General features: G+C 72.6%; 13 protein-coding genes. 5 read left to right on the forward strand and 8 right to left on the reverse strand.

The features are described from left to right. Window positions 1–123 precede the first annotated feature (123 nt). Together amaB and BKK81_RS18245 are read right to left on the reverse strand one after the other, a co-directional pair. Complete coding sequence (gene amaB, locus BKK81_RS18240; RefSeq protein WP_071015808.1) at window positions 124–1644, reverse strand: L-piperidine-6-carboxylate dehydrogenase; 1521 nt, start codon at window positions 1642–1644, stop codon at window positions 124–126. Continuing rightward, window positions 1641–2846, reverse strand: coding sequence for a saccharopine dehydrogenase C-terminal domain-containing protein (locus tag BKK81_RS18245; protein WP_442873228.1), 1206 nt, complete (start codon window positions 2844–2846; stop codon window positions 1641–1643). The genes amaB and BKK81_RS18245 overlap by 4 nt, the downstream gene beginning before the upstream one ends. A 221-nt stretch (window positions 2847–3067) precedes the next feature. Between BKK81_RS18245 and BKK81_RS18250 the strand changes: the two genes are divergently transcribed. Beyond that, the gene (locus BKK81_RS18250) at window positions 3068–3517 is read left to right on the forward strand and encodes an Lrp/AsnC family transcriptional regulator (RefSeq protein ID WP_071015810.1); all 450 of its coding nucleotides are present in this window, start codon (window positions 3068–3070) and stop codon (window positions 3515–3517) included. 173 nt (window positions 3518–3690) lie between these two features. Continuing rightward, the gene (gene dapB, locus BKK81_RS18255; RefSeq protein WP_071015812.1) at window positions 3691–4500 is read left to right on the forward strand and encodes a 4-hydroxy-tetrahydrodipicolinate reductase; all 810 of its coding nucleotides are present in this window, start codon (window positions 3691–3693) and stop codon (window positions 4498–4500) included. 76 nt (window positions 4501–4576) lie between these two features. Here dapB and BKK81_RS18260 read toward each other — a convergent pair whose 3' ends face one another. From BKK81_RS18260 to BKK81_RS18285, 6 genes are all read right to left on the reverse strand, one after another. Further along, window positions 4577–5296 carry a hypothetical protein gene (locus BKK81_RS18260; protein WP_071015813.1) on the reverse strand — a complete coding sequence of 240 codons (720 nt, stop codon included), beginning with the start codon at window positions 5294–5296 and terminating at the stop codon, window positions 4577–4579. A 214-nt stretch (window positions 5297–5510) separates the two neighbouring features. Then, entirely contained in the window at window positions 5511–5759 is a 249-nt protein-coding gene (locus BKK81_RS18265; protein WP_071015815.1) for a hypothetical protein, read from the reverse strand. Window positions 5760–5948: 189 nt separating this feature from the next. Next, window positions 5949–7535, reverse strand: coding sequence for a chloride channel protein (locus BKK81_RS18270; RefSeq protein ID WP_071015817.1), 1587 nt, complete (start codon window positions 7533–7535; stop codon window positions 5949–5951). Between the two features lie 198 nt (window positions 7536–7733). Next, complete coding sequence (locus tag BKK81_RS18275; RefSeq protein ID WP_083384169.1) at window positions 7734–8738, reverse strand: Bug family tripartite tricarboxylate transporter substrate binding protein; 1005 nt, start codon at window positions 8736–8738, stop codon at window positions 7734–7736. A 97-nt stretch (window positions 8739–8835) separates the two neighbouring features. Further along, window positions 8836–10356 (reverse strand): acyl-CoA synthetase, encoded by a 1521-nt coding sequence (locus tag BKK81_RS18280; protein ID WP_071015819.1) that lies wholly within the window; start codon window positions 10354–10356, stop codon window positions 8836–8838. Window positions 10357–10427: 71 nt separating this feature from the next. After that, on the reverse strand, window positions 10428–11354 hold the full coding sequence (locus BKK81_RS18285; protein ID WP_071015820.1) for an SDR family oxidoreductase: 927 nt from the start codon (window positions 11352–11354) through the stop codon (window positions 10428–10430). Between the two features lie 200 nt (window positions 11355–11554). Here BKK81_RS18285 and BKK81_RS18290 point away from each other — a divergent pair, with 200 nt between their 5' ends. From BKK81_RS18290 to BKK81_RS18300, 3 genes are all read left to right on the forward strand, one after another. Continuing rightward, window positions 11555–12472 carry a LysR family transcriptional regulator gene (locus tag BKK81_RS18290; protein WP_071016622.1) on the forward strand — a complete coding sequence of 306 codons (918 nt, stop codon included), beginning with the start codon at window positions 11555–11557 and terminating at the stop codon, window positions 12470–12472. A gap of 138 nt (window positions 12473–12610) precedes the next feature. After that, the gene (locus BKK81_RS18295; protein ID WP_071015822.1) at window positions 12611–13171 is read left to right on the forward strand and encodes a winged helix-turn-helix transcriptional regulator; all 561 of its coding nucleotides are present in this window, start codon (window positions 12611–12613) and stop codon (window positions 13169–13171) included. After that, window positions 13164–14534, forward strand: coding sequence for an MATE family efflux transporter (locus BKK81_RS18300; protein WP_071015824.1), 1371 nt, complete (start codon window positions 13164–13166; stop codon window positions 14532–14534). Before BKK81_RS18295 ends, BKK81_RS18300 begins: the two co-directional genes overlap by 8 nt. Window positions 14535–14652: the final 118 nt, after the last annotated feature.

Here is a 14652-nt window from a genome sequence, read left to right on the forward strand (position 1 = left end):
ATACAGCGTCAAGGCGCTGTAACCCTTGTTACGATTCGCTACGAATCGCGCGCGTCACCCCGGCGCGCGTCACCCCCTCCCCGCCACGCTCCGCGCCCGCTCGGACCGGCATCCTGCACCGCACTAGATGTCGAAGCGAATCCCCTGCGCGAGCGGCAGCGCATCGCCATAGTTGATGGTATTGGTGGCGCGCCGCATATAGCCCTTCCATGCATCCGAGCCCGATTCGCGACCGCCGCCCGTTTCCTTCTCGCCGCCGAAGGCCCCGCCGATCTCGGCACCGCTGGTGCCGATGTTCACGTTGGCGATGCCGCAATCGCTGCCCGCCGCCGACAGGAAGGTCTCGGCCTCGCGCAGCGACTCGGTGAAGAGGCAGGACGACAGGCCGTGCCGTGCCGCGTTGTTCAGCGCGATGGCCTCGTCCAGCGAGGTGTAGGGCATCAGGTAGAGGATGGGCGCGAAAGTCTCGGTCAGCATGGTGTCGTGCTGCTCGCCGGTCAGCACCAGCGCCGGCCGCACGTAGCAGGCCTGCGGATAGCGCTCGCCCAGCAGGCGTTCGCCGCCGTGCACCACATTGCCCTGCGCGCGGCAGTCCGCCAGCGCGTTGGCCATGGCATCGCCCGCGTCGCCATCGATCAGCGGCCCCACCAGCGTGCCGTCCTCGAGCGGGTCGCCCACTGGCAGCCGGCCCAGTACCTGCACCAGGCGCTCGCCCAGTTGCGGCAGCAGGTCGGCATGCACGAACAGGCGCCGCAGCGAGGTGCAGCGCTGGCCCGCGGTACCGGCCGCGGCGAAGGTGATGGCACGCACCGCCAGCTCCAGGTTGGCGGACGGCGCCACGATGGCGGCATTGTTGCCGCCCAGCTCCAGGATGCTGCGCTTGAAGTGGCGCGCGCAGGCCACACCGACTTCACGCCCCATGCGCGTGGAGCCGGTGGCACTGACCAGGCGCACCGCCGGATGCTCGACCAGGTAGCTGCCCAGCGCCCGGCCGCCGGGCAGCACCGCCGAGATGCCTGCATACTGCGGCGCGGCGTTGGCCACCACGCGTTCGAGCAGGCCATGCGCGGCCAGCGCGCTCAGCGGTGTCTTCTCCGACGGCTTCCACAGCACGCCATTGCCGCACACCAGCGCCAGCGCCGCGTTCCAGGCCCACACCGCGACCGGGAAATTGAACGCCGAGATCACCGCGCACAGGCCGAAGGGGTGCCAGCTCTCGCGCATCACGTGCTGCGGCCGCTCGGAGGCGATGGTCAGGCCGTGCAGCTGGCGCGACAGGCCGACCGCGAAGTCGCAGATATCGATCATCTCCTGCACCTCGCCCAGCCCTTCCTGCAGGATCTTGCCGGCCTCCAGCGAGACCAGGCGCCCCAGCGCCTTCTTGTGCTCGCGCAACACCTCGCCGAAGCGCCGCACCACCTCGCCGCGCGCCGGCGCGGGCAGCAGCGCCCACGCGCTCTGCGCCTCGCGCGCGCGGTGGATGCGCTGCCCGGCCTCGGCCTCGCTGCAGGCGGGCAGGTGCCCGTAGGTCTCGCCGTCGATGGGCGAGCGCAGCGCCAGCGCGGCGCCCGTGCCCGCGCCGTCCGACCACGGGCGCGGCAGGCCCATGGCCTGCCAGCATGCTGCGATGTCCTGCGTCTTCATGCCGTCGTCTCCTGCAAGGGATGGCTTCTGTAGCGCCGGCCGAAACGGTTGGCCAGGAAGGCATCGAGCGCAATCGCCTCCTGCCGCACGAAACCGGCCTGCGGCAGCACGCCCTGTGCCACCAGGTCGAGCGCGGCGCAGATGCCGGCGGCGGTGGTGAGCTGGATCGCGTTCAGGTGGCCAGCCGGCGAGTCGGCGCCGCCGATGCGCGCCGAGAACGAAGCCTGCGTCAGCGGCGCGGCGCCCGCGGCGCCCGCTGCAGGATACCCCGTGGCGCTGGCGAAGACGATCACCACATCCTGCTGCGTGACCGGGATCGCGCTGTCGAAGATCTCGCGCAGCCATTCGCGCCGGTCGCGCAGGCGCAGGTCGTTGAGCAGCAGCTTCATCACCGCGCAATGGCCCGGGTAGCGGATCGACTTGTAGTCGACCTGGCGCGCGCGCCCGGCCAGCGTCTCGGGCAACGTGCCCAGCCCGCCGGACGTATTGAAGGCCTCGTACTCGACGCCGTCCAGCGCGAAGCTCTCCAGCCCTTCCAGCGCGGGGACTTCGACCTGCCGGCCGTCGACGATGGCCTCGCAGGGATTGCAGTACTCGTTGATCAGGCCCTCGGTGCTCCACGTGAGGTTGTACTTGAGCGCGTTGTTCGGGTAGCGCGGCAGCGCGCCGACGCGCATGCGCAGTTCCAGCAGTTCGCCGCCGTCGCGCAGGAAGCGCTGCGCCAGGTCGTGCCCGACGATGCCGATGAAGCCCGGCGCCAGCCCGCACTGGGGCATCAGCACCGAGCGCGCGCCGTCGGCCAGGCGCCGGATGGCCTGGGTCGCGGCGACGTCCTCGGTCAGGTCGAAGTAGTGGACGCCGAGCGCCGCCGCCTGGGTGGCGACACCGACCGCCGCGTGGAAGGGCAGTGCGTTGAGCACCGCATCGGCGCCGGCCAGCAGCGCCGCGCAGGCGGCCGGCTCGGCGGGATCGCCGGCCTGTCCGACGATGCCGGCAGGCAGGCCCTGCAGCCGCGCCGCGTCGCGGTCGACCAGGCGCACGCGGTAGTCGCCGCTGTCATGCAGCATGGCGGCGATGGTGCGGCCGATCTTGCCCGCGCCCAGCACCACCACCTGCCAGGGCCTGCGCCCCGCGCGCGCGCCGCCGCCGCCCGCCACCCCCACCGGATCGGCCGCGCGGGCCAGTTTGCCTTGCATCGTCATGGGACCTCCTCTCGTGCTTGACCTGCCGTTGCATGACGGCCTTCTGGTGTGAAGTATGGGTCGCAGCTCCGTCGGAATGAAGGCACGAGATTGACGATATCCAGTCATAATCCGTCGAAACGACAGACATTCCCGACGAATCGACAAACGTCGACAGTCATCGACATGCAAGCGGCGCGCCGGCCCCGGCGCCTCGCCCAACCCAGGCAAGGAGGAACCCGATGCCGGAACTGGACGCCACCGACCGCCACCTGCTGTCGCTGCTGCAGGCCAACGCGCGCGAGAGCGCCGCCAACCTTGCGCGCAAGCTGGGCATCGCGCGCACCACGGTGGTGGCGCGCATCGCCCGGCTGGAACGCGAAGGCGTGATCGCCGGCTATGGCGTGCGCCTCGGCCAGCAGATGGAAGACAACGCCATCCTGGCCTTCTGCGGCATCTCGGTGCAGCCCAAGGCCGCGCCCGCGGTGGTGCGCGCGCTGCAGCGCCTGCCCGAGGTGGAAGAGCTGAACTCGGTCAGCGGGCCGGTGGACTACCTGGCGGTGATCCGCTGCGACACGCACGCGCGGCTCGACAAGCTGCTAGACGAGATCGGCATGCTGGAGGGGGTGAACCACACCGCCACCTCGATCGTGCTGGCGCGCAAGATCGATCGCAGGCGTGCTGCCGGGTAGTGCCGGATAGTGCCGGGCAGCACCGCCGCAGGCGCCAGCCGGATCGCCCCGCGGCAGGACGGGCGCGGCGGCGCTATGCTGCCGCATGCGAACGCGCCAGCGGTGCGGCCGCCGCGCCGACCGTCCCCATCAACGAACCTCGAACCGCAACAAGCATCCAGGAGAGACACACCATGAACCCTCGCATCCGAGTCGCCGTCGGCGGCGTGACCGGCTGGGCCGGCAGCGAACTGGCGCGCGGCGTGGCGCATGCGCCCGATATGCAACTGGTGGCCGGCCTATCGCGCGGCGCCGCCGGACAGCCGCTGGCGCAGCTGACCGGCCATGCCGACACGCCGGGCGTGGCGGCGGCCAGCATCGACGTGCTGGCGCAGACGCCGTGCGACGTCTACGTCGAGTACACCAAGCCGGCGGTAGCCAAGCACAACATCCTGCTGGCACTGCGTCACGGCGCGCACGTGGTGGTGGGCACCTCGGGCCTGTCGGACCAGGACTACGCCGAGATCGACGCCGCCGCGCACCAGGCCGGACGGGGCGTGCTGGCCTGCGGCAACTTCGCCATCACGGTGGTGCTGCTGCAGAAGTTCGCCGAGATGGCCGCACGCCACCTGGACCAGTGGGAGATCATCGACTACGCCAAGGCCGGCAAGGTCGATGCCCCGTCCGGCACCGTGCGCGAACTGGCCTATCGCCTGGGACAGGTCAGGCAGCCCGAACTGACGGTGCCGCTGGACAAGGTCAACGGCCCGGTCGAGACGCGCGGCGCCTCGCTGTCGGGCACCCAGGTGCACGCCGTGCGCCTGCCCGGCTACCAGCTCGGCGTGGAGGTCATCTTCGGCGCCGACGGCCAGCGCCTGCACCTGCGCCACGAGGCGGGCGACGGCTCCAGGCCCTATGTCTCGGGCGCCCTGCTCGCCATCCGCAAGGTGCACACGCTGCGCGGCGTGGTACGCGGACTGGATCGCGTGATGGAAGGACTGTAGGACGGTCTGCAGGAACGTCTGCCAGGCAGGCGGTGCGCCGGCCCATGCCGGCAGCGCCGCAGCGCGGGCAGCCGGGCTACCAGGCGGCCTTGCCCTTGGCCTTCGGCTCGGGTGCGGCCTTGGCGGCCGGCGCCGAGGCCGGCGCCAGCTGCTTGGCCATGGCATCGCTCTGGCCCGTCATCAGCTTGCGCGCCTGCGGCAGCAGCATCTCGATGGTGCCCTCGTCGCCCTCTTCCGGGATCGCATACAGCTCCACCGTCAACGGCGCCTTGACCCAGGCCGCGTGCACGGTCTTGAGCGGCTTGCCGTTGCGGTCCTTGACCTCGACTTCGCGCTGACGGAGCGGCTTGCCGTAGCCGGCCACCAGCGACTCCAGCGCGGCCTGCTGGCCGCGCGTGCCGGTGGTCGGCACGATCAGGCCGACCAGCGCGTTACCGTCGACGAAGGCAACCACGTGCGTGCCGTCCATGAAGGACGGGCGCTTGTCGCGCGGCACGCCGATCTGGCGCATCACGCCGTCGCCGCGCAGTTCCACGCAGTAGGCTGTCACGTCGCGGCCATCCGGCGTGCGCTTGTCGGCGCAGTCGGGCAGTGCCGGGATCGGGTTGCCGATCTCCAGCGTGTGCAGCACCGGCGCCAGCGCGTTGCTGCCGGTGCCGGCGGGCGCCGCCTGGGCAGCGGTGGCCGAAGCCGCGGCGGTGGACGGGGCCGGGGTTGCCGCGGGCGCGGCGGCGCGGGCCGCCGGCAGGCAGGCCATCAGGCTGGCGGCAGCCAGCCCGGCAAGGGTCAATCGCATCGATACTCCAGGAATCTCGGACGGCCCGGCGCCATGCGCGGGCAGCCAGCAGTATGCCGGCTTCCCGCGCCTGCGCGCCGTGCGCGGCGAACAAGGCAGACAAAACCGGGCACAGACTGGATTGGAGCCCGGCCGGCCCGGGCGGTTCCTGAGCGGCACGGCCGGTCCGTTCCGGTGGCTCCGGCGGCATGTGGCCGCGGGCGCCGGAGGGGCGCTAGGCCGTCATGCGCAGCACCGCGTTGGCCAGTCCGGCCAGCACCGCCAGGAACAAGGCCCACAGCAGCAGGCGCGGCACGCGGCTGGGCGGCAGTTCGCGGCGGCCGGGCCGCGCGCGGGAGGCGTCCTGGCGCACCTCGTGGCGCGGGCCGCGCGTATGCCACACCATGTCGGGATCCGGCCGGGGCGGCGGGTCCTTCGCCTGCTTGCTGGGCGCGGGGCGTCCCGCCGGTCCTTGCGTGGCCATCTGTGCTCCCCGGTGAAGCGAAAGGCTGCCATCCGGCGCGGGCGGCGCCGTCGCGCGCACCGGACAGTGCGCCGGCGCGGGCCCATGGTAAGGCATCCGCCCATGCCCGCAACGGGCGCGGCACACGCTGCCGGGCAGGTGTTTGAACGCCGCCACACCTGGGCGCAGCACGCTCCACCCGGCGCCCGCTCAAGCCGGCGCGGCCTTGCGCTCCAGCCCCACCGCCTCGCGCCGGAAGGCATGGCCGACGTGGTGGTAGAAGGGATGAGGGCAGAACTGGCGGGCCAGGAAGGAGGCCAGCAGCGAGGCGGCCAGCAGGAACAGGGTCAGGTCCTGCGAGCGGGTCATTTCCATCACGATCACGCTGGCGGTGATCGGCGCCTGCGTGGCCGCCGCCAGGAAGGCGGCCATCGATACCAGCGCCAGCACGCGCGGCTCGGCCATGCCGGTGATGAAATGCGCGACGTTGGCGCCGATGCCGGCGCCGATGGCCAGCGACGGCGTGAAGATACCGCCGGGGATACCGGCGAAATACGACACCACGGTGGACACCAGCTTGGCCACGCCGAACCACAGCGTGGTCTCGTGCGGCACGCCGTTGATCAGGCCGGCGGCCTGGCCGTAGCCGGTGCCGAAAGTAGCGCCACCGGTGGCCCAGCCGATCGCGGCGGCCACCAGGCCGCAGCCGAAGGCCACCTGCACCGGGTGGCGCCCCGGCCAGCCGCGCCAGCGCGCCGGCAGCAGCGCGGGCACGCCGCCGATCAGCGCCTTGGCGAACAGGCCACCCAGCACGCCGTTGAGCACCGCGCACAGCAGCACCGGGCCCCAGGCGCTGTGCAGCGCCAGGATCGGCGTGCGCACGGTGAAGTACGGGTTGTTGCCGAAGATGGCCAGCGACAGGAAGCCGGCGGTCAGCACGCCGGTGAGCACCAGCCGGTCCCAGCGCACGGCCGTGCCCTTGCCCAGTTCCTCGATGGCGAACACCACGCCGGCCAGCGGCGTGTTGAAGGCCGCGGCCAGCCCGCCGGCGGCGCCGGCGGCGATCAGCGCATTGGGATGGAAGCCGATGCGGAACTGCAGCCGTTCGTGGCACCAGCGCCCCCACGCCAGCATGGCGGCCGCCCCCACCTGCACCGAGGGCCCCTCGCGGCCGATCGATGCGCCGGCCATCAGGCCGCCGGCGGTGAGCACCACCTTCCACATCGACTGGCGGAACGACACCAGGATGTTCTGCGCGGTGCCCGCCTCGGGCAGGTTGACCGCGGCGATCACCTGCGGGATGCCGCTGCCGCGCGCCTGCGGCGCGAAGCGGATGGTGAGCCAGCGCAGCGCCGCCAGCCCGCAGGGCAGCAGCAGGAAGGCCAGCCACGGCCTGGCCGTGGTGATGCGCTCGTTCCACTGCAGCGCCCATTCAGCGAGCCAGGCGAACACCATCGAGAACAGCGCGACGCAGCCGGCACCGCACATGAAGACGGTGTAGCGCATGGTGGTGCGCGACAGGCGCCCGACCTGGCGCGACTTGCGCGTGGCGGCCGAACGCGCGCGGCGGCCCAGCGCGCGCAAAAGGTCAGGGTCGTCCACGGCGGGGGCATCGTCCGGGTCAGCGTGATCGGGCCCCGCGGCGCGCCGCGCGGCAGTTGCGCCGGGCGCCGCGGCAGGACCGGAGGCAGGGGATGAGGAAGGCGGGGCGGCGGCAGAACCGGCGGGTTCAGCCGAACCGGTCCCGGGCGGGGCGGCGCCGGGACGGGACGCCGGGTTGGTCTCTTGGTCGTTCATGGGGCGGCAGGCGGTTGCAGGGACACCGCAGCCGCTCCCGGGCGCCGGAAACGTCGCGGCATCCCCGGCACTATACGCCCCTCGACGCGGCTCGTGCCGCATGGAATCGCGTGGAATCGCGTGGAATCGCGTTGCGTCGCGTTCGCCCGCACCGAGCCGTGCCGAGCCGCATCAAGCCGTGCCCCCGCCGGCAGCCGCTCAGTCCAGCGCGATGTGGTTGGCCTGGATCACCGCGCCCCAGCGGGCCCGGTCGGCATCGACGTAGCGCTGGATCTCAGCGCTGTCGCGCGGGCGCTGGATCACCAGGCCAAGCTCGGCGAAGGTGCGGCGGAAGCCCGGGTCGGCGGTGACGTGCGCGGCGGCCGCCTGCAGCCGCGCCACCACCTCGGGCGGCGTCTGCGCGGGCACCGCCAGGCCGAACCAGGTCGCAGCCTGGTAGTCGGGATGGCCGCTCTCGGCCACGGTGGGCACGTTGGGCAGCACCTCCAGGCGTTCGCGGCCGGTCACCGCCAGCGCCTTGAGCTTGCCGGCCTTGATGTGCGGCAGCGAGGTGCTCACCACGTCGATCATCAGCTGCACGTCGTTGGCCAGCAGCGCCGACAGCGCCGGCGCGCTGCCGTTGTAGGGCACGTGGGTCAACTGGATGCCCAGCTCCGTCTTCAGCATCTCGGTGGCGAGCTGCAGCGGGTTGCCGAGCCCGACCGAGGCGTAGTTGAGCTTGCCGGCGTTGGCCTTGGCATAGCTGGCGAAGTCACGGATATTGCCGGCCGGCACCTGTGTGTTGGTGACCACCACCAGCGGGATCTCGGCCGCCACCGAGACCACCTTGAAGTCCCGCCTGGCGTCGTAGTTGACCTTCTTGTACAGCATGGGGTTGAGCACCATGCTGGCGTTGCTGGCCAGCAGCATCGTGTAGCCGTCGGCGGACGCGCGTGCCACGGCAGTGGCGGCGATCATGGTGTTGGCGCCGGGCCGGTTCTCCACCACCACCGGCTGCTTGAGGTCGCGGCCCATGCCGTCGGCCAGCGCGCGGGCGAGCTGGTCGGCGGAGCCGCCGGGGGCGTAGGGCACCACCAGCTTGACGGGCCGCTCGGGAAAGGCGGCGGCCCGGGCGGCCGGGATGCCGGCGGGAATGCAGAACGGGGCGGCGCACAGGGCGGCGGCCAGTCCGGCGCGCCAACCCGCGGGAATACGGTGCAGCATGGTGTCTCCTGTTGCTCGTCTTTTTGCTTGTCTTTTGGCTCGCCTGCCGGCGTCCGCTCCGCGCATAGCCGATGCGGGCGGCCCGGTGCCGGCGGCGTCAGACCCGGCGCGTGCGCCCGGCCCAGTACTTGTCGCGCAGGCGGCGCTTGGCCAGCTTGCCGGTCTCGTCGCGTGGCAACTGCGGCTCGATCACGATGGTGCGCGGCACCTTGAAGCCGGACAGCCGGCCGCGCAGCCATTCGACCATGGCGCCCTCCTCCAGCTGCGCGCCGGGCACCGGCTGCACCATGGCCAGCAGGCGCTCGCCGTATTCGTCGTCGGGCACGCCGAACACCACGCAGTCGGCCACGCCGGGATAGCGCACCAGTTCATGCTCGATCTCGGCCGGGTAGATGTTGACCCCGCCCGAGATCACCATGTCCGAGGCGCGGTCGCAGATGAACAGGTAGCCGTCGGCGTCGAGGTAACCCATGTCGCCCAGGCTGACCATGCCGTCGCGGTCGATGGCCTGCCGCGCGGCCGCGTTGTGGCGGTAGGTGAAGTCGGGGTAGGCGGGCTGGCGCACGTAGACCAGGCCGACCTCGCCGGGCGCGCAGGGGCGGCCGGACTCGTCGAGGATGCGTACCTGCGCGGCGTCGACCGGCCGGCCGGCGGTGCCCGGGCGGGCCGCCGCATCGGCCGGCGTGGCGACGGTGATCATGCCGGCCTCGCTGGAAGCGTAGGTCTCATGGATGACCGGGCCGAACCACTCGATCATGGCGCGCTTGACCTCGGGCGCGCACGGCGCGCCGGTGGAGGCGACGAAGCGCAGCGAAGAGAGGTCGTAGCGCGCGCGCACCTCCGGCGGCACCTTGAGCATGCGCACGTACATGATGGGCACCAGGTAGAGCACGTCGATGCGGTGCTCCTGCACCAGCGCCAGCACCTGCTCCGGATCGAAGCGCGGCGTCAGCACCAGGCGCTCGGCCACCTGCAGCGCGTTCTGGATGAAGACGCCGGGGGCGCTGTGATACAGCGGCGCCGACATCAGCGCGCGGCAGCCGGCCACCACGCCCATGGTCTGCTCGACCACCGAGCGCATCTGCGCCAGCTGCGCGTCGAGCCGCTCCAGCGGGATGGGCGCGCGCAGCACGCCCTTGGGCCGGCCGGTGGTGCCCGAGGTATAGGCCATGTGGCCGCGCGGCGCCACGCGCGGGCCGTCGTAGGGCGGCTGCGCGCGCAGCCAGCTCTCGTAGTCGCGCACGCCGGGCGCGCCCGCCGCGCCGGCCTCGCCGTGGCGCCCCGGCGCCAGCGCCAGCACGGTCACGCCGGCCGGCACCGCGTCGCGCGCGGCGTCGAGCAGGTCGGCATGGGCGATCAGCACCTTGGCGCCGCTGTCGCTCAGCAGGAAGCGGATCTCCTCGGTAGTGAAATGCCAGTTGATCGGGCAGTAGTAGCAGCCGGCCGTGCGGCAGGCATGCACGATGTCGGCATAGATGGGATCGTTGCGCAGCAGCACGGCGACCACGTCGCCTTCCTGCACGCCCAGCGCGCGCAGACCGCCGGCCAGGCGCGCGCCGCGCTCGGCGAGCTGCGCGCCGCTGTAGTGGGTGCCTTCGAAGTAGAGATCGGCGGACATCGGTGCTCCTCCTGTTTGCGGTTGGCCTTTGGCTGTTAGCGCCTGGCTGTTTGTCGTGTCTGTCATGCTTGTCATGCCTGCGGTGCTGGCGGCGCCTGGCCGGCATCGGCGTCGGGCGCGCCGACCGTGCGCGCCGCGCGGTCGGCGGCATTGCGTGCCTGGATGCGCTCGCGCGCGGCCTGCCACTCGGCGTCGCCCCAGTCCAGGTACTGCTTGAAATAGGCGCCGTTGGCCAGCCAGTCGCCGCCATCGAGGGCGATGGTCTGGCCGTTGATCCAGCTGTTTTCGCGCGCCAGCAGGAAGGCGGCCAGGTTGCCGATGTCTTGCGGGCGGCCGAGCCGGCCGGTCGGGTTCTGCCCGCTCATCTCCTCCTGGCGCGCATCGGTCGGCCGCAGCCGCGCGCCGGCGCCCTCGGTGGGAATCACACCCGGGGCGATGGCGTTGCAGCGGATGCCGTGGCGCCCCCACTCCACCGCCAGCGACTTGGTCATGGCATCGACGCCTGCCTTGGACATGGCCGAGGGCACCACGAAGGGGGAGCCGGTCCAGACCCAGGTGACGACGATGGACAGCACCGCGCCGGGCAGGCCGTCGCGGATCCAGCGCTTGCCGACCGCCTGGGTGGTGTAGAAGGTGCCGCGGAAGACGATGTCGGAGATGGCATGGAAACCGTTGGGCGACAGGTCCTCGGTGCGGCTGATGAAGTTGCCCGCCGCGTTGTTGACCAGGCCGTCGAGCGGGCCGTGCGCCTGCCAGATCGACTCGACCATGGCGTCGACGGCGGCAGCGTCGCGGATGTCCACCGCATGGGTGGCGACCATGCCGCCGTGGGCCGCGCGCAGCCGCGCCGCGGCCTCGTCCAGCACCGGCAGGCGCCGCCCGCACAAGTGAAGTTCGGCGCCCAGCGCCGCCAGCTGGTCGGCCATGGCGAATCCCAGGCCGGTGCCGCCGCCGGTGACCAGCACGCGCTGGCCGGCGAACAGATCGCTCTTGAACATCGCTTGTCTCCTGCCGTCTTGCGGTCGTCGTTATCGTGCCTCGCCCGCCCCGCACGAGCGCGGCAGGCAGAAGCAGCCCACTGTAGCGGCGTGGCACCGCATCGACAATTGCCCAGGTCGGAATCACAATGTTGCGCAAGACGCGACAATCCCGCTGGCAATCCCGGATGGACCGGCCAGCCCGCACCATTCCGACCACGATGGACCTCAACCTCATCCAGGCCTTCGCCGACATCGTCGAGGCCGGCAACCTGGCCGAAGCCGGCCGCCGGCGCGGCGTGACGCGCTCGCAGGTCAGCCGCCAGCTGCGCGAACTGGAAACGCAGGCCGGCGCGCAGCTGATGCGCCGCACCACGCGCCGCCTCGAACTGACCGAAGCGGGCCACGCGCTGTACCAGCACGGGCTGCGCATCCTGCGCGAAGTCGCCGCGGCCCAGGCCGAGATCGACAGCCTGGGCAAGACACTGCGCGGCCACGTGCGCATGAGCGTGCCGACCGGGCTGGGCGACAGCTTCGTGGCGCCGCTGCTGCTGCGCTTCGCGGCGCGGCACCCGGGCATCACGCTGCGCGTGTTCTTCGCCAACCGCGTGGTCGACCTGATCTCGGCCGAGATCGACGTGGCGCTCAAGGTCACCTCCGAACCGCCGCTCGACCACGTGGCGCGCGAGGTCTGCGAGATCGGCTGGCAGCTCTTTGCCTCGCCCGACTACCTGGCACGCGCCGGCACCCCGCTCACGCCGGCCGACCTGGCCAGCTGCCAGTTCCTGTGCCCGCCCTACCCCGGCCGGCGCTTCGCACTGCGGCTGGAACGCGACGGCCAGCGCGAAGAGGTCTCCCTGAGCCCGCACCTGCAGTCGGAGCACTTCCCCTTCCTGCTGCGCGCCGTGCGCGAACACCATGGCGTGGCCCTGCTGCCGGCCTATGCCGGCTGGGAAGACGTGCATGCCGGGCGCCTGGTGCGGGTGCTGCCGGCGTGGCAGCCCGAGGGGCTGGGCAGCCGGCTCTACCTGATCACCACACCCAGCGTCCACCCCACCCTGGCCACGCGCGCGCTGATCGGCTTCCTGCGCGAGGAGATCCCGGCGCTGGACGTGTTCCGGGAAGCGGCAGCGGACTGACGCCGCCCGGGCATGGCCCCGCAAGCCATGCGGCAATCGGCACGGCCACCGAACTTGCAAATTGCAAGCTAAGATGCGGGCTTGCAGATCGCAAGTCGGAACACCACAGCACAACAGGCCGAGCCGGAGGAGACGACGATGGGCCATACCGATTTTGCCGCCATGGCCTGCCCCGTGGCCCGCTCGATGGCGGTGCTGGGCGAGCGCTGGGCCATGCTGGTGCTGCGCGAGGCCTTCTACGGCAGCACCCGCTTCGACGAATTCCAGCGCCACCTGGGCATCGCCCCCAACATCCTCAGCGCGCGGCTGAAGTCGCTGGTCGAGCACGGCCTGATGGCCCGCGTGCCGGGCACGGATGGTGTGCGCCACGTCTACCGACTGACCGCCAAGGGGCGCGACTTCTTCCCCGCCTTCGTGGCGCTCAAGGCCTGGGCCGACCGCTGGATGACCGACGCCGCCGGCCCCTATGTGGTGCTGCAGGATCGCGCCACAGGGGCAGCCATCGAGCCGCCGGCGCTGGCGCGCGCGGATGGCTCGCCGATCACGCTCGACGACCTGCGCGTGCGGCCGGGCCCCGCGGCTGGCACCTACCTGCAACGGCACTTCGGTGACGAGGCGGCGCATGCCGATGCTGCCGCGACAAACGAGCCGGGCGGGCTGGCCGCCGGCGTACCGGCGCGGGAGGACGGCGATGCGTGAATCCCCGACCGCCGCCGCCGCGCTGCCCCGCGCCGGCGCCGCCCGCGCGGCGCTGCCCACCCCGCAGCTGCTGCGCGGCATCCTGCGCCTGGCCGCGCCCACCAGCCTGATCGCACTGCTGCAGGCCAGCGCCCAGCTGATCGAGACCTGGCTGGCGGCACGCCAGGGCACCGCCGCGCTGGCCGGCTGGGCGGTGGTGCTGCCCTTCGCGCTGCTGCTGCAGCAGATGTCCACCGGCGCCATGGGCGGCGGCGTGGTCTCGGCCATCGCGCGCGCCCTGGGCGCGGGCCGGCGCGAGGAGGCCTCTTCCCTGGTGCTGCACGCGCTGATCATCGCCATCACCGCCGGGCTGGCCTTCGCCGTGGCGCTGGCGGGCTTCCCGCGCGGCGTGCTGGGCGCGGTGGCCGGCGCCACCGCGGCGGAGGCCGCCACCACCTATGCGATCTGGCTGTTCGGCGCCGGCGCGGTGCCGGCCTGGCTGGCCAATACGCTGGCCTCGGTGCTGCGCGGCGGCGGCCGCCACGCGCTGGCCGCGCGCGTGCTGTCGCTGATGTGGATCGCCTTCCCGCTGCTGGCCTGGCTGCTGGCGGAGCCCGCCGGCATGGGCCTGGCCGGCATCGGCGCGGCGCTGGCGGCAGTGTCGTGGGCGGCCGCGCTGGCCATGGCCGTCGTGGTGGCGCACGGCGGCGCCGGCTTCACGCCGGTGCTGCGCATGCGGCCCTCGCGCGCGCTCTTCGCGCGCATCCTGTCGGTCGGGCTGGTGGCCTGCGCGCTGGCCTCGGTGGCCAACCTGACCACCATCCTGGTCACCGCCCAGCTGCGCCACCACGGCACCGCCGCGGTGGCGGCCTACGGCATCTCGGCGCGCCTGGAATTCCTGATGATCCCGCTTGCCTTCGGCGTGGGTTCGGCGCTGACCGCGCTGGTCGGCCGCGCGGTCGGCGCCGGCGACTGGGCCACGGCGCGGCGCACGGCCTGGGCCGGCGCGCTGCTGGCACTGGCCGTGGCCGGACTGGTCGGCGCGGCGGTGGGCCTGGCGCCAGCGCGCTTCGCAGCGCTCTTCACCCACGATGCACAGGTGGCCGCCATCGCCGCGCGCGCGCTGTCCTGGGTCGGCCCGGCCTTCGGCGGTTTCGGCCTCGGCATGGCGCTCTACTTCGCCTCGATGGGCGCCGGCCGCATGCGCTGGCCGGTGGCAGCCGGCCTGGCCCGCATCGGCCTGGCCGCCGGCGGCGGCTGGCTGCTGGCCAACGTGGCCGGCATGGGGCTGGACGGGCATTTCCTGGGGGTGGCGCTGGGCATCAGCGCCTACGGCCTGGTCACCGCGCTCGGGGTGCGGCCGGGGGCCTGGTCGGCACGCTGAGCCTGCCCGGCGGCCGGATGCGTGCACGACGCGGCATCCGCCCCTCTTGAACTCGGCGCGCCGGGCCCAAAGTAGACTAGAGCGGCCGCCGCGGCACGGGATCCACGGCGCCGCGCCC

The organism is Cupriavidus sp. USMAHM13 (genome assembly GCF_001854285.1).
GTDB lineage: Bacteria > Pseudomonadota > Gammaproteobacteria > Burkholderiales > Burkholderiaceae > Cupriavidus > Cupriavidus malaysiensis.

Bases quoted from the DNA above. Each gene is read 5' to 3' on its own strand.
- amaB (WP_071015808.1), bottom strand. From the start codon at position 1,644: ATGAAGACGCAGGACATCGCAGCATGCTGGCAGGCCATGGGCCTGCCG.
- BKK81_RS18245 (WP_442873228.1), bottom strand. From the start codon at position 2,846: ATGACGATGCAAGGCAAACTGGCCCGCGCGGCCGATCCGGTGGGGGTG.
- BKK81_RS18250 (WP_071015810.1), top strand. From the start codon at position 3,068: ATGCCGGAACTGGACGCCACCGACCGCCACCTGCTGTCGCTGCTGCAG.
- dapB (WP_071015812.1), top strand. From the start codon at position 3,691: ATGAACCCTCGCATCCGAGTCGCCGTCGGCGGCGTGACCGGCTGGGCC.
- BKK81_RS18260 (WP_071015813.1), bottom strand. From the start codon at position 5,296: ATGCGATTGACCCTTGCCGGGCTGGCTGCCGCCAGCCTGATGGCCTGC.
- BKK81_RS18265 (WP_071015815.1), bottom strand. From the start codon at position 5,759: ATGGCCACGCAAGGACCGGCGGGACGCCCCGCGCCCAGCAAGCAGGCG.
- BKK81_RS18270 (WP_071015817.1), bottom strand. From the start codon at position 7,535: ATGAACGACCAAGAGACCAACCCGGCGTCCCGTCCCGGCGCCGCCCCG.
- BKK81_RS18275 (WP_083384169.1), bottom strand. From the start codon at position 8,738: ATGCTGCACCGTATTCCCGCGGGTTGGCGCGCCGGACTGGCCGCCGCC.
- BKK81_RS18280 (WP_071015819.1), bottom strand. From the start codon at position 10,356: ATGTCCGCCGATCTCTACTTCGAAGGCACCCACTACAGCGGCGCGCAG.
- BKK81_RS18285 (WP_071015820.1), bottom strand. From the start codon at position 11,354: ATGTTCAAGAGCGATCTGTTCGCCGGCCAGCGCGTGCTGGTCACCGGC.
- BKK81_RS18290 (WP_071016622.1), top strand. From the start codon at position 11,555: ATGGACCTCAACCTCATCCAGGCCTTCGCCGACATCGTCGAGGCCGGC.
- BKK81_RS18295 (WP_071015822.1), top strand. From the start codon at position 12,611: ATGGGCCATACCGATTTTGCCGCCATGGCCTGCCCCGTGGCCCGCTCG.
- BKK81_RS18300 (WP_071015824.1), top strand. From the start codon at position 13,164: ATGCGTGAATCCCCGACCGCCGCCGCCGCGCTGCCCCGCGCCGGCGCC.